This window comes from Bacteroides sp. RCH18, assembly GCF_058231005.1.
In genome coordinates this window covers 328,741-350,923 of the sequence record NZ_JBIPTC010000002.1, presented here as the reverse complement: position 1 = coordinate 350,923, position 22,183 = coordinate 328,741, and the positions used below count along the sequence as shown (strand labels likewise).

At 44.8% G+C, this 22,183-nt stretch carries 11 protein-coding genes, 1 tRNA gene and 1 pseudogene; 7 read left to right on the top strand and 6 right to left on the bottom strand.

Going from position 1 to position 22,183, the window contains the following annotated elements:
- Nucleotides 1-457: 457 nt before the first annotated feature.
- Nucleotides 458-4,495 (bottom strand): hybrid sensor histidine kinase/response regulator transcription factor, encoded by a 4,038-nt coding sequence (locus ACHLI0_RS16595; RefSeq protein WP_490749709.1) that lies wholly within the window; start codon nt 4,493-4,495, stop codon nt 458-460.
- 209 nt (nt 4,496-4,704) lie between these two features.
- Here ACHLI0_RS16595 and ACHLI0_RS16590 point away from each other — a divergent pair, with 209 nt between their 5' ends.
- The 6 genes and pseudogenes from ACHLI0_RS16590 to ACHLI0_RS16565 all read left to right on the top strand — a co-directional run bounded on the left by ACHLI0_RS16590 (nt 4,705) and on the right by ACHLI0_RS16565 (nt 16,210).
- A complete protein-coding gene (locus ACHLI0_RS16590; protein ID WP_225695554.1) occupies nt 4,705-6,987 on the top strand; it encodes a GH92 family glycosyl hydrolase in 2,283 nt (760 codons plus the stop codon).
- 58 nt (nt 6,988-7,045) lie between these two features.
- The gene (locus ACHLI0_RS16585) at nt 7,046-7,993 is read left to right on the top strand and encodes an endonuclease/exonuclease/phosphatase family protein (RefSeq protein ID WP_008762720.1); all 948 of its coding nucleotides are present in this window, start codon (nt 7,046-7,048) and stop codon (nt 7,991-7,993) included.
- Between the two features lie 34 nt (nt 7,994-8,027).
- Nucleotides 8,028-9,191, top strand: coding sequence for a glycoside hydrolase family 76 protein (locus tag ACHLI0_RS16580; RefSeq protein WP_011108967.1), 1,164 nt, complete (start codon nt 8,028-8,030; stop codon nt 9,189-9,191).
- Nucleotides 9,192-9,358: 167 nt separating this feature from the next.
- A pseudogene (locus tag ACHLI0_RS16575) lies at nt 9,359-10,681 on the top strand (glycoside hydrolase family 125 protein); the annotation flags it as partial.
- A gap of 451 nt (nt 10,682-11,132) precedes the next feature.
- On the top strand, nt 11,133-12,284 hold the full coding sequence (locus ACHLI0_RS16570) for a beta-1,2-mannosidase (protein ID WP_490749708.1): 1,152 nt from the start codon (nt 11,133-11,135) through the stop codon (nt 12,282-12,284).
- A gap of 329 nt (nt 12,285-12,613) precedes the next feature.
- Nucleotides 12,614-16,210, top strand: coding sequence for a glycoside hydrolase family 38 N-terminal domain-containing protein (locus tag ACHLI0_RS16565; protein WP_490750163.1), 3,597 nt, complete (start codon nt 12,614-12,616; stop codon nt 16,208-16,210).
- A 351-nt stretch (nt 16,211-16,561) separates the two neighbouring features.
- Here the strand turns inward: ACHLI0_RS16565 and ACHLI0_RS16560 are convergent, their stop codons facing one another.
- The 4 genes from ACHLI0_RS16560 to ACHLI0_RS16545 form a co-directional block, all read right to left on the bottom strand.
- A complete protein-coding gene (locus tag ACHLI0_RS16560) occupies nt 16,562-18,823 on the bottom strand; it encodes a GH92 family glycosyl hydrolase (protein ID WP_490749707.1) in 2,262 nt (753 codons plus the stop codon).
- A gap of 175 nt (nt 18,824-18,998) precedes the next feature.
- The gene (locus ACHLI0_RS16555; protein WP_008762709.1) at nt 18,999-19,670 is read right to left on the bottom strand and encodes an RluA family pseudouridine synthase; all 672 of its coding nucleotides are present in this window, start codon (nt 19,668-19,670) and stop codon (nt 18,999-19,001) included.
- A gap of 9 nt (nt 19,671-19,679) precedes the next feature.
- A complete protein-coding gene (gene fabG, locus ACHLI0_RS16550) occupies nt 19,680-20,426 on the bottom strand; it encodes a 3-oxoacyl-[acyl-carrier-protein] reductase (protein WP_008762708.1) in 747 nt (248 codons plus the stop codon).
- A gap of 17 nt (nt 20,427-20,443) precedes the next feature.
- Nucleotides 20,444-21,034 (bottom strand): TetR/AcrR family transcriptional regulator, encoded by a 591-nt coding sequence (locus ACHLI0_RS16545; protein ID WP_048698567.1) that lies wholly within the window; start codon nt 21,032-21,034, stop codon nt 20,444-20,446.
- Nucleotides 21,035-21,273: 239 nt separating this feature from the next.
- Between ACHLI0_RS16545 and ACHLI0_RS16540 the strand changes: the two genes are divergently transcribed.
- A tRNA-Met gene (locus tag ACHLI0_RS16540) sits at nt 21,274-21,346 on the top strand.
- A gap of 324 nt (nt 21,347-21,670) precedes the next feature.
- Here ACHLI0_RS16540 and ACHLI0_RS16535 read toward each other — a convergent pair.
- Nucleotides 21,671-22,102 carry a DUF4890 domain-containing protein gene (locus ACHLI0_RS16535; RefSeq protein ID WP_008766958.1) on the bottom strand — a complete coding sequence of 144 codons (432 nt, stop codon included), beginning with the start codon at nt 22,100-22,102 and terminating at the stop codon, nt 21,671-21,673.
- Nucleotides 22,103-22,183 lie beyond the last annotated feature (81 nt).

The following is a 22,183-nucleotide window of genomic DNA, read 5'->3' as shown; positions in this document are numbered from 1 at the left end:
AACAGGTGGAGGATCGTGTTGTTGATTCATAGTTTCATGAGATATTTAGTTAAACATATTATATTATTCTGACCTTTTTAATGCACCAGCAAAATTAATGTGTTTGCCAAGATTTTTAGTTTTCCTTCTTTGTGTTTTATATTATACGGCAGGGATATTTACTATTTTGGCATGATTTAATAGTATTCCAGTTCTCCTTAAAGGTTAAATTCCCCGCTATTAAAATCAAGATAAAAATCAAGAAAACAATAACTGGAGAACGAACTTCCTTTTTTACTTCTTTGGCATAGACATTTACTCATATATAAACTAAATGCGACACTATCATATCTTTCTATTTCATAAATTAAAACTGCTACTGGTAGGGATAAAGAGAAAAATCCTCCAATTACTCAGTATTATTTTTTTCGAATGAAAATTCGAAAAAATTCTAATTGTTGCCATACCACTCCAATAATTATTGTACTTCTTCCAAGTGTTTGGTCCGGAATTCTTTTGGCGTGCATCCGTACTTTTCACGAAATACTTTAAAGAAAGTGACCTTATTAGAGAATCCGGCTTCGAATACAATTTCATCAATCGTCTTTTTCGTTTTCAGCAGCAAATCTTTCGCTACATACAAACGACACTCCTTAATCATAATCGTAGGACTTTCTTCCCCCATCTCCTCCATTTTCCGGTAAAGGCTGCGAACGCTGATAGCCAAATGATCGGCTATGAAACGGGGAGTCAGTTCCTTCTCCTGAATGTGGTCATTGATAATCTTCAGAACAGATTGCTGGAACTTTTTCGATTCCTTATGTGTCAGTTTACCATCTGTCTTTTCAAAAGAGCTGATTGCTGAACTGAAATAATCCTTCAGTACTTCCTTACGTTCCAACATCTGACAAACAGAGATACGGAGATATTCGGCATTAAACGGTTTGGTGATATACATCTCGGCTCCTGCAGAAAGTGCAGCCATCTGCTGTTCCATTTCATGCCGGCCGGAAACCATAATAATAGGTATATGTGACGTTTCCTTCACCGACTTAATCCGTTTCGTCAATTCGATACCGCCAACTCCCGGCATCATGATATCGCAAATGATCACATTCGGATAAACTTCATTCAATACCTGCTCCACCCGTTCCGGCTCCTGCAGGGTGACCACATTAAAATCGTTAGAGAAGATTTCCCCGATGAACCACAACATTTCCAGTTCATCATCAATCACCAGCAATGTAGGCCGCATCTTGTCAAATTCATAGTGAGGAAGTTTCAGCACCAGTTGCGACTCTATTTTTGGAATGTATTCCGAAGTGATTCGTTTAGAAGACGATACGCCGGTAGTCACTTCCAGCGGAGGCAATGACAAAGTAAACAATACCCAGCCGTCAGGCGTATTTTCCACCTTCAGCGTACCATTCAGCAATTTCGCCATATTGTAGGAAATGGCAAGTCCCAGCCCATTACGGGAGAAGTTCTTTTCATCCTGGTTTTCAAAGCTATCCAGGATAGCATAACGGTTGAAAACATATTGAAAGTCTTCTTCTTTAATCGTACTTCCTTCATTGGCCACCCGGAGAACCAGCAGGTTTTCATCGTTGGTATCCACTTCTATTTTGATACTTTTCCCATCCGGAGTATACTTGAAAGCATTGGATATCAGATTGATAATAATAGTATTCAGAAAACCTTTGTCTGAGTTCCAGGAAACTTGCTCGGGTATCTTGCTCAGGAATGTGATATTCCGGGATTTAGCCATATCGACAAAGGTCTTTGCCGTATTTTTCATTAAGGAAGATACATTCAGGGCTTCGATCCTCACTTCCCGGTTTCCGGTTTCGATACGGCGGAATTCGATCAGTTCGTGAATCAGGTTATTCAAACGTTCCGCGTTCGTCTGAATCATCTGAACATAATCGACTACGAATTTACTGAGTCCTTTTGATGAAAGGATACGTCCGCAAGGACCGTAGATAAGAGTCAACGGGGTACAGAACTCGTGAGCTATATTAGTGAAGAAACGAAGTTTCGACTCGAATACATTCTTTTGATGGCGTTTCTCTATTTCATTCAGCAGTTCCTGCTTTTTCCGTTTGGTGCGGAGAATAAACGAACGTACCAGCATGGCGGCTATCATAAGCAGACATAAAGAATAAATGAGATACGCCCACCAAGAGGCGTACCACGGGTCACCGATCCGTATCAACAAAGAATAGACTTCACTTTCTTTATCGAATACACTATTGTAGTACTTCACCAATAACGTATATTCGCCGGGAGCCATGTTCGTGAAAGAGACAGAACTTTCTTTACCATTATTAATCCACTGGTCACTCAATCCTTTCAGTTTATAAGAATAGGTGCAGTTATTTCCGTTCAGATAATCGACAGAGGTGAATGAAACAGCAAAGAAGTTCTGATCGTATTTCAGATTCAATACTTCATTCTCCTTTTTACGGGTGATAAACTCTCCAAGGTTGTATTGTTCTCCAAAGATAGAGAGTTTGTCAAAGTAGATGGGAGGCATATAAAGCTGTTCGGGACGTCCATCTGCCTGAATAGCTACAAAGCCGTTGATTCCTCCAAAAAACAGTATACCCGTTTGCGGGTCTCTGTAAGAAGCTCCGTCACTAAATTCGACGACTTTAAGCCCGTCGCCAAAGCCATAAGAGCGGAATACATTTCTTTTGGTATCAAAATTAATCAATCCCTGATTCGTACTCAGCCAAAAGTTATCGGACGAATGCCTCAGAATGGCATGAATGGTACTGTTCAGAAAACCGTCTTTCGCATTAAACAGTTGATAAGAGTTTTCTGAGGCATACTTGATGACTCCATAAGTAGTACCGATCAAATAATTGTCCGCATCATCTTTTATAATAGGTACTACCTTGTTCAAGTTCATATTCTCATACTTATGAGTGGTCAGCGGTTCCAATCCGTTGATCGTTTCATTGAAGCGGTATACCCCGTATCCCATATTGCCGAACAACAGGTTCAGACTGTCTCCCTTGCAGATCGTAAAGAAGTAATTAGAGCCGAATTCTCCGCCATTGACCACATATCGTTGCACATCTTCAAGAACCGGATGATCCGGTGTACCTCCGATACGCGCTCTGACTACTCCCATCCCCACACTGGCCAGCCACAATTCCGAGTCCTCCGTTTCATAAATATCATGTATGTATTTGAATTCCTCATTATCAATCCAGAGAGGAAGTTTCTTGATACGGCGTTCGCGATACGAATAAAAGTTCAGTCCTTCTTCATCACCGATCCATAACAAGTTACGGTTACTTTCTCTGATACAGTAGACCGCATTACTGCCTAAACCGCTGTTCGATGTTGTCAGTATCTCCGAGCGGCAGTCCGAGATATTCTTTTGTACCTCATAATCAAAGATTTTAAGTATACCATTTCCTTTGGTACCGATCCAAAAAGTACGCTCCTTGTCAAGCAGCAAAGCACGCACGGGCCGTTCTATCTTTTCGGTATAGTTATTCAGTACCACCGATTTTATAGAATAAAGAGGATTTGAGTAAAGATAAACGCCCTGCCCATCCGTACCAATCCAGACAACATCCTGAAAGCGGTCTTTTATCAGGCTGAATGTTCCGCTATTTATAGGTAAGGTCTGAATCTGATATTCACCGCTGCCCTTTTGTTTTTCCAACGTCAGAACACCGTCCATCATTAAGCCGACAAAAAAGCTATCATGATATTTAACAATGGAGGAAATCTTGTCATGCGCCTGTATGTTCGCTCCCAGGTTAGCTATAAATTCATTCTTTTTACTCTCAATATGAAAGGCATAGAGATTGTATTCTTTATCCACATAGTAAACGGCGGCGTCATCGTAAAAGCTACAAATCAATGGCGTGTGATGATCCAAACCGCTTTTCTGCGATACTAAAGTGATATTCTCCGTCAGAGGGTCCTGTTGCAGGTCATAACACCGGTTATACCCTTTCATCATCACCCACATACGGTTATTTTTATCAAAGAAGAAAGTAATGACATCCGATATCGGGATACCGGTCACATTGATTTTCTTAAAGATGCCTTCCTTCTTATGAAAATAATAGATGCAGTTGGTGTCTTTAATGATAAACAAGGTGCCATGATTATCCTTATTCATCAAGAAGAGTTTCTGAAACTCATTAAAGCGTGTTATGGAGTTCGTTTTACGGTCCAGACGAATCAGGCTATAATAGGTCTGAAACCAATAAGTATCGTTGCCGGTATAGATAATATTATCAATTTGATTGCCGGATAAGTAATCCTCCTTGTCACGGGTCTTAAATTCTTCGATCTCCTGACCGTCATAGATATTGAGTCCGTCACAAGTGCCGATCCACATCAGTCCTTTGTCGTCCTGGCACAGAGAAGTAATAGAGCTGTTGGACATATATTCTTTGTCGGCAACCTGCTTCAGATTATAGGCACCGGCTGTATTCATCAGCAGATTAAGGCAGCAGAAGAAAAGTAAAATACAATGTTTTTTCATGGCATAGAATCCTTAGATTTGCAATATGACAAAGGTAAACAAAAAAACTTTCCAGCACTTTTTTGGCGCAGAATATATGTAAGAATGCGTGCCAGTTTAGTTAATTATAGCGCCACAGGGCAATTTAGTATTTCGACTTCCGGTAGCGGCATTCCTTTTCTCTCTATTTTCGTCACAGAAACTAATTTTATTCATAAATTCATTTGTTCATGAAAACACATTTTTCATTTAAACACCTGTTATTTATTGGAGGTGCGGTGTTGTACAGCATGCAAATTTCTGCCGTCAAGAATCCGGTAGACTATGTCAGCACGCTGGTAGGAACGCAGTCCAAGTTTGAGTTATCGACCGGAAATACCTATCCGGCCACGGCACTGCCGTGGGGAATGAACTTCTGGACACCGCAAACCGGAAAAATGGGGGACGGTTGGGCATATACCTACAATGCCGACAAAATCCGGGGCTTCAAACAAACACATCAACCCAGCCCGTGGATGAACGACTACGGTCAGTTTTCCATCATGCCGATCACAGGCGGACTGGTATTCGACCAGGACCAACGTGCCAGCTGGTTCTCGCACAAGGCGGAGGTTGCCAAACCTTATTATTATAAGGTATATCTCGCAGACCACGACGTTACTACGGAACTCGTTCCGACGGAGCGTGCCGCTATGTTCCGTTTCACGTATCCGGAAACCAAGAACGCTTATGTCGTTATCGACGCATTCGACAAAGGCTCTTATGTAAAGGTGATTCCGGAAGAAAACAAGATCATCGGTTATTCTACCAAGAACAGCGGCGGAGTGCCGGAGAACTTCAAGAATTATTTTGTCATCCAGTTCGACAAACCGTTTACCTTTACTTCCGGCGTGAAAGAGAACAACATTCTCCCGAACGAAACAGAAGTTCAGGGCAACCATACCGGAGCGATCATCGGATTCGCTACCCAGAAAGGGGAGATCGTTCACGCACGTGTCGCTTCTTCTTTTATCAGTTATGAGCAGGCGGAACTGAATCTCAAAGAACTGGGCAAGGATAGTTTCGACCAGCTGGTCACTAAAGGAAAAGACATCTGGAACCGTGAAATGAGCAAAGTAGATGTGGAAGACGATAATATCGACAATCTGCGCACTTTCTATTCCTGCCTCTATCGTTCGATGCTGTTCCCACGCAGCTTTTATGAAATAGACGCCAAAGGACAGGTCGTACACTACAGCCCTTACAACGGAAAAGTGCTACCGGGCTATATGTTTACGGATACCGGCTTCTGGGATACGTTCCGCTGTCTGTTCCCATTCCTGAACCTGATGTATCCGTCCATGAATCAGAAGATGCAGGAAGGACTGGTCAATGCGTACCTTGAAAGCGGATTCCTTCCGGAATGGGCAAGTCCCGGACACCGTGACTGTATGGTCGGCAACAACTCCGCTTCCGTAGTAGCCGACGCCTATATCAAAGGACTGCGCGGATATGACATCGAAACACTTTGGGAAGCATTGAAACATGACGCAAACGCCCATCTCCGCGGCACAGCTTCGGGCCGCCTTGCATACGACGCCTACAACAAACTGGGTTATGTCCCCAACAATATCGGTATAGGACAGAATGTTGCCCGCACGCTGGAATATGCGTACAACGACTGGACCATCTACACGCTAGGCAAGAAACTGGGCAAACCGGCAAGCGAAATCGATATCTTCAAACAACGTGCACTGAACTACAAGAACGTCTACCACCCGGAACGCAAACTGATGGTGGGCAAAGACGACAAAGGTGTGTTCAACCCCAAATTTGATGCAGTAGACTGGAGCGGCGAGTTCTGCGAAGGCAACAGCTGGCACTGGAGTTTCTGCGTATTCCATGATCCGCAAGGACTGATCGACCTGATGGGAGGCAAGAAAGAGTTCAACAACATGATGGATTCCGTCTTTGTCATTCCGGGCAAACAGGGTATGGAAAGCCGTGGCATGATCCACGAAATGCGTGAAATGCAGGTAATGAACATGGGACAGTACGCTCACGGCAACCAGCCTATCCAGCACATGGTTTATCTTTACAACTATTCGGGAGAACCTTGGAAGGCCCAGCACTGGGTTCGTGAAATCATGGACAAGCTCTACACGGCAGGCCCCGACGGATATTGCGGTGACGAAGACAACGGTCAGACTTCTGCCTGGTATGTCTTCTCGGCTTTAGGATTCTACCCCGTTTGTCCGGGAACAGATCAGTACATTCTGGGAACTCCCCTTTTCAAGTCAGCCAAGCTGCATCTGGAAAATGGAAAAACCGTCACAATAAAAGCAAGCAACAATAACACCGACAACCGTTATGTGAAGGATATGAAGGTAAATGGCAAGGCATTCACCCGCAATTATCTGACGCACGACCAATTACTGAAAGGAGCGAATATCCAGTATCAGATGAGTCCTACGCCGAACAAACAGCGGGGAACGACTGAAAAAGATATTCCCTATTCCCTTTCATTTGAATAAAATGTCGTACTTTTGAATGCTTTAATGAATGATCTAATCCAAACAAACTAAAGAAAACATGAAACTAAGAAACCTTTTATTTATCGTTCTTGCAGCGATAGTCTTCTGCAACTGTCAGAGCTATCAGCCTACTTCGCTCACCGTTGCCTCCTACAACCTGAGAAATGCCAATGGTTCCGACTCCGCCCGTGGAGACGGCTGGGGACAGCGTTATCCGGTGATTGCCCAGATCGTGCAATACCACGACTTCGATATTTTCGGCACACAGGAATGCTTCCTTCACCAACTGAAAGACATGAAAGAAGCCCTTCCCGGTTATGATTATATCGGCGTAGGCCGCGACGACGGTAAAGACAAAGGCGAACACTCCGCTATCTTCTACCGCACCGACAAATTCGACATCGTAGAGAAAGGAGATTTCTGGCTGTCGGAAACTCCGGACGTGCCGAGCAAAGGCTGGGATGCCGTATTGCCCCGTATTTGCAGCTGGGGTCACTTCAAATGCAAAGATACCGGCTTCGAGTTTCTGTTCTTCAATCTCCACATGGACCACATCGGCAAGAAAGCCCGTGTGGAGAGCGCTTTCCTCGTACAGGAAAAGATGAAAGAGCTGGGAAGAGGCAAGAATCTGCCGGCTATCCTGACGGGAGACTTCAACGTCGACCAGACCCACCAGTCCTACGACGCATTTGTCAGCAAAGGCGTCCTCTGCGATTCTTACGAGAAGTGCGACTACCGATATGCGCTCAACGGAACTTTCAACAACTTCGATCCGAACAGTTTTACCGAAAGCCGCATCGACCATATCTTCGTTTCACCTTCTTTCCACGTCAAGAGATACGGTGTGCTGACAGATACCTATCGGAGTGTACGGGAAAACAGTAAAAAGGAGGACGTGAGAGATTGTCCGGAAGAGATCACCATTAAGGCTTATGAAGCACGTACGCCATCCGACCATTTCCCTGTGAAAGTGGAACTGGTGTTTGACCAACGTCAGCAAAAATAACCCCGAATACTTCACTTTATAATCTGATACCCATATGAGAAATATATGTTTTGTAGCCTGTATGTTGTTTTGCCTCGCTTCCGCTTCCGGAAAAACGGTGAAAAATCATCCTTTCGTGTCCATTGCCGACTCTATCCTCGACAATGTTCTGAATTTATATCAGACGGAAGACGGGCTGCTTACCGAAACATATCCCGTGAATCCCGACCAGAAAATCACTTATCTGGCGGGCGGAGCACAGCAGAACGGAACCTTGAAGGCCTCCTTTCTGTGGCCCTACTCAGGGATGATGTCCGGTTGCGTAGCCATGTACCAGGCTACCGGAGACAAGAAGTACAAGACGATACTGGAAAAGCGCATCCTGCCGGGACTGGAACAGTACTGGGACGGAGAAAGACTTCCGGCATGCTATCAGTCGTACCCTGTCAAATACGGTCAGCATGGACGCTACTACGATGACAACATCTGGATCGCACTGGATTATTGCGACTACTACCGCCTCACAAAGAAGGCCGACTATCTGAAAAAGGCCATTGCCCTGTACGAATACATCTACAGCGGCTGGAGTGACGAACTGGGCGGAGGAATCTTCTGGTGCGAACAGCAGAAAGAAGCGAAGCATACCTGCTCCAATGCCCCGTCCACAGTACTCGGCGTCAAGCTATACCGTCTGACGAAGGACAAAAAGTATCTGAACAAGGCCAAGGAAACTTACGCATGGACCAGAAAACACTTGTGTGATCCCGACGACTTCCTTTACTGGGACAATATCAATCTGAAAGGGAAAGTCTCGAAAGACAAGTACGCCTACAACAGTGGACAAATGATTCAGGCAGGCGTATTACTGTACGAAGAGACAGGAGACAAGGATTACTTGCGCGATGCCCAGAAGACAGCCGCGGGAACCGATGCCTTTTTCCGTTCGAAAGCAGATAAGAAAGACCCGTCAGTCAAGGTACACAAGGATATGTCGTGGTTTAACGTGATTCTGTTCAGAGGCTTCAAGGCGCTGGAGAAGATTGACCACAACCCGACTTATGTCCGTGCGATGGCAGAGAACGCGCTCCACGCATGGAGAAACTATCGGGATGCCAACGGATTACTGGGAAGAGACTGGTCGGGACATAACGAGGAACCTTATAAATGGCTGCTCGATAATGCCTGCCTGATCGAGCTGTTCGCTGAAATCGAGAAATAAAACATTGATTATTAACCCTTACATGAATTAAAAAAACAATTACCATGAATATAACCAAAACACTTTGCCTCTGCGCAGCACTTTCGGGCGCTGCCGGCGTGCAAGCAATGGAAAACCGCGAATTTGTGACCCAGCAAGACAATACCCGGGTCAATAATTACCAGACCAACCGCCCCGAAACCTCCAAGCGCTTATTCGTATCGCAGGAAGTAGAACGGCAGATTGACCACATCAAGCAACTACTGACCAATGCGAAACTGGCATGGATGTTCGAGAACTGCTTCCCGAACACACTGGACACTACCGTTCACTTCGACGGAAAAGAGGACACTTTTGTATACACCGGAGACATCCACGCCATGTGGCTCCGCGACTCCGGTGCGCAGGTATGGCCCTATGTGCAGCTTGCCAATAAAGACCCCGAACTGAAAAAGATGCTGGCAGGAGTCATCAACCGCCAGTTTAAATGTATCAATATCGACCCGTACGCCAACGCCTTCAACATGAACTCCGAAGGAGGCGAATGGATGAGCGACCTGACGGACATGAAACCGGAACTTCACGAACGCAAATGGGAAATCGACTCTCTCTGCTACCCGATCCGCCTGGCATACCATTACTGGAAAACAACGGGCGATGCCAGCGTATTCTCCGACGAATGGCTGCAGGCCATCGCAAATGTGCTGAAGACGTTCAAGGAACAGCAGCGTAAGGACGACGCGAAAGGCCCGTACAGATTCCAGCGTAAGACCGAACGCGCACTCGACACCATGACCAATGACGGCTGGGGCAATCCGGTGAAACCTGTCGGACTGATTGCTTCCGCTTTCCGCCCTTCGGATGACGCTACGACTTTCCAGTTCCTCGTTCCTTCCAACTTCTTTGCCATTACTTCCTTGCGCAAAGCTGCCGAAATTCTGAACACCGTGAACAAGAAACCGGCGCTGGCCAAAGAATGTACCGCACTGGCGGATGAAGTAGAGAAAGCATTAAAGAAATATGCTGTCTGCAACCATCCGAAATACGGTAAGATTTATGCTTTCGAGGTAGATGGCTTCGGCAATCAGCTACTGATGGACGATGCCAACGTGCCGAGCCTCATCGCCCTGCCTTATCTGGGCGACGTCAAAGTGACTGATCCGATTTATCAGAATACCCGCAAGTTTGTATGGAGCGAAGACAATCCTTACTTCTTCAAAGGCAGTGCCGGGGAAGGTATCGGAGGTCCGCATATCGGATATGACATGATATGGCCCATGAGTATCATGATGAAAGCCTTCACCAGCCAGAATGACGCAGAAATCAAAACTTGCATCAAAATGCTGATGGATACGGATGCAGGTACCGGCTTCATGCACGAATCATTCAACAAAAACGACCTGAAAAACTTTACCCGTGCATGGTTTGCATGGCAGAATACGTTGTTCGGAGAGCTGATCCTCAAACTGGTCAATGAAGGCAAAGTGGACTTATTGAACAGCATTCAGTAGTCTCTACTCCATCTTTACTTATAAGATAACTGCTTCATACGGTGAAACCGATAGTTCCATGCTTTGGAACCAATCGTTTCACTGTATGAAACAAGAGTTTCCATGCCTTTGAAACTAAAGTTTCAAACTTCCGAAACTAGAGTTTCAAGCCGCTGGAACTAAAGTTTCTCACTGATGAAACCATAGTTTCTCACCGTTGAAACTTTAGTTTCTCGCCGACGAAACTTTGGTATCAAGGCACAGAAACCGACCTTCTTCGCCGTAAGCGTCTCCGCGATGCCACAGTGACAGCAAAACTACTGTCACTCTGCTATCACACCTTGCCGTCACCTTATAACAATCACATAATCATTCATTTGCCACCATTTATGTGACAGATGACAGCAAATCTTTATTTTTTAATTTATATGTAGAGAGTATATATTACTCCCCAAAATAATAATTATATAATATGAAATCAACCTTTTTATTTCTGGTTACTACAACCATGATGACTTGTACCGCCTTAGGACAACCTTCCAACGACAAAAAGAACGTATTACCCGACTGGGCATTCGGAGGCTTCGAACGACCACAGGGAGCTAATCCGGTGATATCTCCTATAGAGAACACGAAATTCTATTGTCCGATGACACAGGATTACGTTGCATGGGAATCCAATGACACTTTCAATCCGGCAGCTACCCTGCATGACGGCAAGATTGTCGTGCTGTATCGGGCAGAAGATAAATCCGGTGTCGGTATCGGTCACCGTACCTCACGTCTCGGATACGCCACTTCGAGTGACGGCATTCACTTCAAGCGGGAAAAGACCCCGGTATTTTATCCGGATAACGATACTCAAAAGAAACTGGAATGGCCGGGCGGATGCGAAGACCCGCGTATCGCCGTCACAGCAGAAGGACTGTATGTGATGACCTATACGCAATGGAACCGCCACATTCCGCGTCTGGCAATAGCCACTTCCCGCAATCTGAAAGACTGGACAAAGCACGGTCCCGCTTTTGCCAAAGCGTATGACGGCAAGTTCTTCAATTTAGGATGCAAGTCCGGCTCCATTCTGACTGAAGTTGTCAATGGGAAACAGGTGATCAAGAAAATCGACGGAAAATACTTCATGTATTGGGGAGAGGAACATGTGTTTGCCGCCACTTCCGAAGATTTAGTCAACTGGACTCCATACGTAAATACGGACGGCTCGCTGAGAAAACTGTTTTCACCCCGTGACGGACACTTCGACAGCCAGCTGACGGAATGCGGTCCTCCGGCTATTTATACTCCAAAGGGAATCGTACTTCTGTATAATGGTAAAAACAGTGCAAGCAGAGGCGACAAACGCTATACCGCCAATGTTTACGCTGCCGGACAAGCCCTCTTCGACGCCAATGACCCGACCCGTTTCATCACCCGTCTCGACGAACCGTTCTTCCGCCCGATGGATAGTTTCGAAAAGAGCGGGCAGTATGTAGACGGAACGGTGTTCATCGAAGGGATGGTTTATTATAAGGATAAATGGTATCTGTATTATGGTTGCGCAGATTCCAAGGTGGGTATGGCTATCTACAATCCGAAGAAACCTGCTACCGCAGATCCGCTGCCCTAATATTCCGCAGACTCTTTCGGTTTGATTAAATACGAACTACAAGGAATTCACAATTCAGAATAAAAACGAATTGTTTATGCCTTGTAGTTCCTTTTATCATCGCTGCTACAGCATGTACTTTAATTGTACATCGAGAGATGTTAACCAATGATATGCAATGACTTATATTATACTCTAGTTAGTCAGCCAGTACTCTGGCCTGCCAACATACATTTACTTGAAGATTGGCACAACAGAGAACAGACATTTATCTCCAAACAGCTATATTTGTAAGCATATTGAATGAAAACAAATTTGTAAACTACTAAACTTGTTAAAAATAAACCATGATGAACAAAAAAGTAATTGCCGTAGCCCTCGCCCTTGCCTTAGCAGGAGGAAGCTATGCACAAGATGACACCGCGAAGAAAAAGGTGAAAGCCTATATGGTGTCGGACGCCCACCTCGACACCCAGTGGAACTGGGACATCCAGACAACAATCAACGAATATGTCTGGAATACCATTAGTCAGAACTTATTTCTGCTAAAGAAATATCCCGAATACGTTTTCAACTTTGAAGGCGGAGTGAAGTATGCGTGGATGAAGGAATACTATCCCGAACAGTATGAAGAGATGAAGAAATTCATCGAGGAAGGCCGCTGGCATATCGCCGGAAGTAGCTGGGAAGCAAGTGATGTGTTGGTTCCTTCCGTCGAAGCCTCCATCCGTAACATCATGCTCGGACAGACGTACTACCGGCAAGAGTTCGGAAAAGAAGGAACGGATATCTTCCTGCCGGACTGCTTCGGATTCGGATGGACGCTTCCCACCATTGCCGCACACTGCGGACTGATCGGCTTCTCTTCACAGAAACTGGACTGGCGTAATCATCCCTTCTATGGAAAGAGCAAGCATCCGTTTACCATCGGACTCTGGAAGGGCATTGACGGCAAACAAGTAATGCTAGCCCACGGATATGACTACGGACGCAAATGGAACAACGAAGATCTCTCGAAGAATAAAGATCTGGAAAAATTAGCCCAACGTACTCCGCTCAATACGGTCTACCGCTATTATGGAACAGGGGATATCGGTGGCTCTCCTACTCTGGGTTCGGTACGTTCTGTAGAACAGGGAATCAAAGGTGATGGTCCGGTAGAGGTGATCAGTGCTACCAGCGATCAGTTGTTCAAAGATTATCTGCCGTTCAACAATCACCCGGAACTACCGGTATTTGACGGAGAGTTATTGATGGATGTTCACGGAACAGGTTGCTACACTTCGCAGGCAGCCATGAAGCTGTACAACCGACAAAACGAACAGTTGGGCGATGCAGCAGAAAGAGCGGCGGTCGCTGCCGAATGGCTGGGTACCGCCAGCTATCCGCAACACACGCTGACGGAGGCATGGAAACGTTTCATCTTCCATCAATTCCATGATGACCTGACGGGAACGAGTATCCCCCGTGCCTATGAGTTCTCATGGAACGATGAACTGATCTCTCTGAAACAATTCTCACAAGTACTGACTTCTTCCGTCAACGCCATTGCCGGACAGATGGATACACGCGTGAAAGGAACGCCTGTCGTTCTTTATAATGCAAACGCTTTCCCGGTATCGGACTTGACAGAGATCATCCTCGAACAGCCTAAAGCCCCGAAAGGCTTCACTGTATACAATGCACAAGGCAAGAAAGTCGCTTCGCAAATGATCGGTTACGAGAACGGACGTGCTCACATCCTGGTTGCAGCGTCACTGCCCGCAAACAGTTATGCAGTATACGATGTCCGCACCGGAGGATCTGAAAAAACGATCTCTCCTTCAGCAGCCTCAGCCATCGAAAACTCCGTCTACAAAATCACACTGAATAAAAATGGAGATATCATCTCACTGACAGACAAGCGCAACAACAAAGAACTCGTAAAAGACGGAAAAGCGATTCGCCTGGCACTCTTCACCGAAAACAAGTCGTACGCATGGCCTGCATGGGAAATCCTGAAAGAGACCATCGACCGTGAACCTGTCTCCATCACAGACGGTGCAAAGATCACTTTAGTGGAAAACGGCGCACTCCGTAAAGCACTCTGCATTGAGAAGAAGCATGGCAAATCGCTCTTCAAGCAATACATCCGCCTCTACGAAGGCAGCCGTGCCGACCGCATAGATTTCTATAACGAAATAGACTGGCAGTCAACAAACACACTGCTGAAAGCAGAGTTTCCTCTGAATATAGAAAATGAAAAGGCTACTTACGATCTGGGAATCGGCAGCGTGGAAAGAGGCAATAATGTACAGACCGCTTACGAAGTATATGCACAGCAATGGGCAGACCTGACCGATAAGAACAACAGCTACGGTGTATCGATCCTGAATGACAGTAAATATGGCTGGGATAAACCGGATAACAATACCATCCGTCTGACTCTTCTCCATACACCGGAAACAAAAGGGAATTACGCTTATCAGGATCGTCAGGACTTCGGCTTCCATACATTTACTTATAGCCTCACAGGACATGACGGAGCACTTGACAAACCCGCCACCGCCATCAAAGCTGAAATTCTGAATCAACCGATCAAAGCCTTCAGCAGTCCGAAACATACCGGAACACTAGGTAAGGAATTTGCTTTTGTGCGTTCAAGCAACGATCAAGTCGTTATCAAAGCGCTGAAAAAAGCGGAAGTATCCGATGAATATGTAGTACGTGTATATGAAACAGGAGGCGCAGCTCCGCAACAGGCAGCCATCACCTTCGCCGGTGAAATAGAGAAGGCAGTACTTGCAGACGGTACGGAAAAAGAGATCGGCAGCGCTGACTTCAACAAGAACCAGCTGAATGTATCTATCGCTCCCTACAGCATACAGACATTTAAAGTGAAGCTGAAGAAAAAAGCTGATCTTCAAGCTCCGGCATACGCTTATCTGCCTTTGGACTATGATCGCAGATGTTTCAGCTGGAATGCTTTCCGCAAAGAAGGGAACTTCGAATCGGGCAACAGCTATGCAGCAGAACTTCTCCCCGACTCCATCCTGAAAGCTGACGGCATTCCTTTCCGCTTGGGAGAGAAAGAAATTGCCAATGGTTTGACTTGCAAAGGCAATGTACTTCAGTTGCCAACCGGACATTCTTACAACCGTATCTATTTCCTGGCAGCCTCTGCCGGTGAAGATGCAGTTGCTACCTTCAGCACCGGTAACAACTCACAGGAAATCACCGTACCTTCCTATACCGGATTTATCGGTCAGTGGGAACATCTGGGACATACGGAAGGCTTCCTAAAAGATGCAGAAATCGCTTATGTCGGCACTCACCGTCATGCTTCTGACAAAGATGAGGCTTATGAGTTTACGTATATGTTCAAGTTTGGCATGGATATTCCTAAAGGAGCGACTACGGTTACTTTGCCGGATCATGCAGATATTGTATTATTTGCAGCAACGCTGGTTAACGAGAAGTATCCGGCAGTAACTCCGGCTTCGGAATTGTTCCGCACAGCCTTGAAAGCAGACAATGGAGAAGAAGCGACAAGTAAAGCAAACCTGTTGAAACAAGCCAAACTAATCAAATGTTCCGGTGAAACCAACGAAAAAGAAGTTGCAAGATATGCCGTAGACGGTGATGTGAAGACGAAATGGTGTGATACAAGCACGGCTCCCAACTACATTGACTTCGACTTCGGAAAGGAACAGACGATCCGTGGATGGAAGTTGGTAAATGCCGGAAATGAAGGCAGCGTCTTTATCACTCATACCTGCTTCTTACAAGGTAGAAACAGTCCGGACGAAGAATGGAAAACGATTGATGAACTGAGTGATAACAAGAAAAACACGGTAGTTCGCCAGTTTAAGCCGACTTCGGTACGTTACGTCAGACTGCTGGTTACACAGTCTACACAAAACAACAGTCTGAAGGCTGCAAGAATCTACGAGCTGGAGGTTTATTGATAAACCGAAAATAAAACAGAAGTAATATCTCACAAAAAGAAGGCGTATCAAAAGTCAAAAGTAACTAAACTCTCCTCCTTCAGGAAGGAGGAGTACCCGTAGGGGGAGGTGGTAGGTAAACACATAAGCTATTGATATTCAACCATGCAGTATACCTACCACCCCGGCTTTCAGCCACCCCTCCTTCCTGAAGGAGGGGAGTTTAGTTACTACTGACTTTTGACACGCCTTCTTTTTTCATCTCTATATCTGCCATTGATAATAAGAAAACGCCTTCAAATATATGCTTCCGCAAACACTTGAAGGCGTTCATCATCCTAACCAATACCTATCCTAAAAACTATCTTTTACCTATTTATTCAAAACGATCGGCCTATTGGCAGAAGCTTTACCAAAATTCTTGGCAGGCTTTTTGCCCATCTCAAATTTTAAAGTACTGCCGTTAATTATATCATCGTACGTAATATAACTTTTGTGATAAGGTTTGCCATTCAGATAAACCTTCTGAATATAGATATTATCTTTACTATTATTCGGTGCTTCAACAGTAAACACTTTACCACCACGCACTTTCACTTCTATCTTTTTAAAACGAGGACTGCCGAAAGCAAACACACCGTCAGACGGATTCACCTGATAGAATCCCATAGCAGAAAGGAGATACCATGCAGACATTTGTCCACAGTCTTCATTACCGATGATACCGTCCGGCTGATCTGTGTAGAAGTCGCTCATGATGAAACGAACCTTTTCCGCTGTTTTCCACTGTTCACCTGCATAGGTATAGAGATAAGCTATGTGATGGCTCGGCTCATTGCCATGCGCATATTGTCCGATCAGACCGGTGATATCACTGGAAGCACCTTCACCCATACTGTCATTGTTCGTAAAGAAGCTGTCGAGCTTCGATGTAAACGGCTTGTCACCGCCAAACAGGCTGATCAATCCATACGGGTCTTGCGGAACGAAGAATGTATATTGCCATCCGTTGCCCTCACAGAAATCGCCGACTCCGTGAATAGAACGTGCCGGATCGTACGGAGTACGCCACGAACCGTCTTCCAGTTTCGGACGGATGAAATGGATAGAAGAATCGAAATAGTTCTTATAGTAATGGGCACGCTTCGAGAATGTCTCATAATCAGCCGTCTTCCCCATCTTTTGTGCCATAGCGGCGATTCCCCAGTCATCTACTGCATATTCCATAGCGATGGAAGTAGCTTCGTGGATTTTATCAGCAGGGATGTATCCTTTGGCCATCACGTAAGGAACTCCGTTCTGCCTTTCATAAGTTGCTGTCGCTTTCATAGCCGTCAAGGCTTCTTCCGCATCAAATCCGGTAAATCCTTTCAGATAAGCATCTGCAATCACCGGAACAGAGCTATATCCCGGCATACAATTTGTTTCACCGCTCATCAAAGGCCAGATAGGAAGTTTATCCTGTTGCCGATAAATGGAAAGCATTGAATTAATTACATTGTCCACCATTTCGGGCTGAATGATAGTCATCAGAGGATTCAAGGCACGATAAGTATCCCAAAGGGAGAGAGTGGTATAATTCGCTTTCTTCGGGTCTGTGTAAATCATATCATTCATCCCCCGATACTCACCATTGACATCACAATACAATGTAGGAGCGATCATGGTATGATAGTGTGCGGTATAAAACACACGTTTGGCAGCTTCATCGTCTGATTCTACGGTCATCTTATCCAACTGTTTGTTCCAGCGGTCACTGCTCATCTTCACCACCTTGTCGAAGTCCCAGTGAGAGAGTTCCGCTTGCAGGTTCATCGCTGCGTTGTCACAACTTACGGAAGAAATAGCCACTTTAATCTTTACTTCTTTCACATTGCCGAAAGTAAGCACACTTTTCACCGATTCTACTTTCAGCTGATCCCAAGGTTTGGGGGTATTATCGTCATAAGCCGTGAATTTCTCAATCTTCTGATCGCTCTTCAGTACAAAGTATACTTTTCGCGACGGGCTCCACCCTCTGACATACCGATAACCTTCCACTGTATAGTCATCCACTTTGCGGATATAGCTGTCGTATGCATTAGAACCGTTTCCTTCGCGCAGGTCAATCAATATAGAGGCCGGTTTCCCTTCGGAATAGGTGTAACGGTGGAAACCTACCCGGTCGGTAGCTGTCAGTTCGGCTTTGATATTGTATCTGTCCAGAATTAAAGAATAATATTCCGGACGGGCTATCTCATTATCATGTGAGTATTTCGACGCATAACCGTCACGTATATCATCCTGGTTACCTCTGGGAGTACGGATTTCATTGAGAGGCATAATCAGAATATCCCCCAGATCGGTACATCCCGTACCGCTTAAATGAGTATGAGAGAAACCAATCAGAATACTGTCGGAATAATGATATCCCGAACACCAGTCCCAGCCTTTATGGATATTGTTGGGGCCGAGCTGCACCATGCCGTATGGAACACTCGTTCCGACAAATACGTGTCCGTGAAAACCGGAGCCGATATAAGGATCGACATACTGTAATAATCCCTCACTCTTTGAATAGTCCTGTTTCGCCACTCCGCTCGTTGCCAGACCTAAAAAGCAGGAAGCAGCCATTAAAAGTTTAAATGCGTTCATCTGTATTTTTCTTGTTAATTCGAAATTGTTTCATGGTAGGATTTACTTCATGAATTATAGTTTTCATGATGCAAATATAAACTCTATTTCGATACGATCAGGCTGTCGCCAGAGTTTACCGAATGGATGGCAGGGATATTTACTCTTTTGGCAAAAGAAAAAGGACTTGCACTGACTAAAGCAGTTCAAATCCTTTCCATAAATTTCCTTCGGGAAGAGGGGCTTCGAGCTCTATCAGCTCTTTTGACACGGGATGGATGAAGCGTACCTTCCGCGCATGCAGGCAAATACTGCCATCGGGATTGGAACGCGGAGCGCCATATTTAAGGTCTCCTTTAATGGGACATCCCATTTTTGCCAACTGGCAACGAATCTGATGATGACGTCCGGTTTTCAAGTCTACTTCAAGCAGATAGTAATTCTCCGAATGTCCGATCAGCCGGTAATTCAGAATCGCTTTCTTGCTGTTCGGCACTTCTTTGTCATAAGCAAAACTCTTGTTCTGCTTCTCGTTACGTGCCAGATAATGCACCAATTCACCTTCCGGCTCTTTGGGGGCATTCTTCACTACTGCCCAGTAGGTCTTTTTCACTTCACTGGTACGGAACATCTCGTTCAGACGGGTGAGTGCCTTACTCGTTTTGGCAAAAATAACAAGACCGCTTACGGGGCGGTCCAGCCGGTGTGTCACACCGATGAAAACATTTCCGGGTTTATGATACTTCTCTTTCAGGTACTGCTTCACAGTTTCCGAAAGCGGTGTATCGCCCGTCTTGTCTGCCTGGACAATCTCGGAAGCGGTCTTGTTGACTACAATTATATGGTTGTCTTCGTATACGACAGTCATACTGTTCGATTACATATTCATACCACCATCTACCTGAATCACCTGACCTGATACGTAAGAAGACATATCTGATGCCAGGAAGGTAGCGATGTTTGCCACATCTTCAGGAGTACCGCCACGACGCAAAGGAATTTTCTTTGCCCATTCAGCTCTCACTTCGTCAGAAAGAGCAGCAGTCATATCTGTCAGGATGAATCCCGGAGCAATGGCGTTGGCACGGATGCCACGAGAGCCCAGTTCTTGTGCGATAGACTTGGCCAATGCAATCATGCCGGCTTTGGAAGCAGCATAATTTGCCTGTCCCGCATTACCGTGAACACCCACTACAGATGCCATGTTGATAATGCTACCAGCTTTCTGACGCATCATAACAGGTGTACAAGCGTGGATGAAGTTAAATGCAGACTTCAGGTTCACATTGATTACCATATCCCATTGTTGTTCGCTCATACGCATCATCAGACCGTCACGAGTGATACCGGCATTGTTCACCAGAATATCGATACGTCCGAAGTCCTTATGGATTTCTTCTACGACCTTTGCAGTATCTTCAAAGTTAGCAGCGTTAGAAGCATAACCTTTGGCTTTCACACCCATTGCTTCCAGTTCTACCCTTGTTTTTTCTGCATTTTCGTCAATGACCAGGTCAGTAAATGCAATGTTTGCACCTTCGGCAGCAAACTTCAGAGCGATAGCCTTGCCAATACCACGGGCGGCACCGGTTACAATGGCTGTTTTTCCGTCTAATAATCCCATACTAAAAAATTATTTAATTAAATTTCTGTTCTATGCAGTGCGCCAAACACAATGTTGGACACATATTTATTTCTTGTTTCTTCGTCCAGATGAGCTCCTATATGCCCACGGATATAAGGAACTTCAATTCCCTTCACACAGTAATGTATCAAATCGGCAGTCATCTCCACATCATCAATGTGAAACACTCCTTTCGCCTGTCCCTCCAACAACACAGCTTTAAAAATCTGGATTTCTTTCGCATCAAATTTCTTTCGCACTTTTTCTACCCGCCATATATCACGGAAGAAATAAGCACGCAGGGTTCCATTCCGATAAACGACCTCCTTTACTGCATCCAATCGGGTATATATCAGTTCCAACAGTTTGTCGTCCGGCGAAATGTTTTTATCAGCCACCCTCTTCATCATATCCGACAAGATATCCAATTCCGATTCTACAACAGCCAAATAGATTTCATCCTTACTTTTAAAATAGGTATAAAGCGTTCTTCTACCTTTTTTCGAAGCGAGGGCGATATCATTCATCGTAGTGTTCTCCACCCCCATCTTTGCGAAAAGCTGGCGGGCAACGTCTACTAACTTGGCTTTCGTTTTTGATACGGTCATAGGTTATACAAATTGCACATTGCTGAATATTTTGAGCAAAAGTAATTCTTTTCTTTAGACCATACAAGAAAACGCACAGAATATTAACATTTGTATATTAATAGGTACTAAAAAAAAGTCCCATCAATACCTCTCTCATTTTCAGCACAATATAGATAATTCGATCTTTTTTCTAAAAAATAATTGGAGAATAATTTGTTTTATTCAAGAAAAGCCGTACCTTTGCACCCGTTAAACATCGCGGAGTGGAGCAGTTGGTAGCTCGTTGGGCTCATAACCCAAAGGTCATTCGTTCGAGTCGGATCTCCGCAACTTACTAAAGAATCGCTTTTCAAGCGGTTCTTTTTTTATCTCTCTCCGGTAAGATTCTACTGATTACAGTTCCTTTATTCACAACCCCAATCTTATATTAACTGCGTTATCAACAAAGTTATTAACAGGTTAATTAATTAGTAACAAATAAATTAACTATATAAAAGACTCGTTTTTAAACAAGTAGGATGTGACTTGTTCACAACCTCAAAAAGCAAAATAAAGAATCACCCGAATACAAAAAAAAGATACTACCTCAAAAATCAGTAGTATCTCCTCAATTCTTCTTCCGAAAGGAAGTACATCCATTCATTACAATCTATATTACCCTTGTCTTTTTTGCCGGTTCTGACGCCCTTCTTTCATCTGTTTCTCACGTTCAGCCTGTTTTTTCACATAGCTATCGTATTGTTCTTTAGTCATAATCTTCTTCAACTGGGCATCATAATCTTCACGGGACTTCTTCATTTCTGCCATCTTCTTTTCCCGCTCTTCCTTAGTCATCTTGGCAGCTTTATTATCTTTCGAACGTCCGCCCTGATTAGCAGCCATCTTTTGCACCCATGCAAGGTTGACATCCTGTAATTGTTGCTTTTGATCTTCATTCAAAGAGTATTCTTTCACCATACGCTCTGTCATACGTTCCGCACGGGTTTTCGGATCCATCTGTTGTCTTCCACCCTGGCGATTTCCTTGTGCCATTGCCACACCACTCATCAGTAGCAAAGCTACCATCCAAAATACGATTCTTTTCATTTCTTTTTTCTTTTATAGTTAATCTGATAATAAACCGATTGCATCATTGCAATATTATATTTGACCAGATTAAAACGGAAA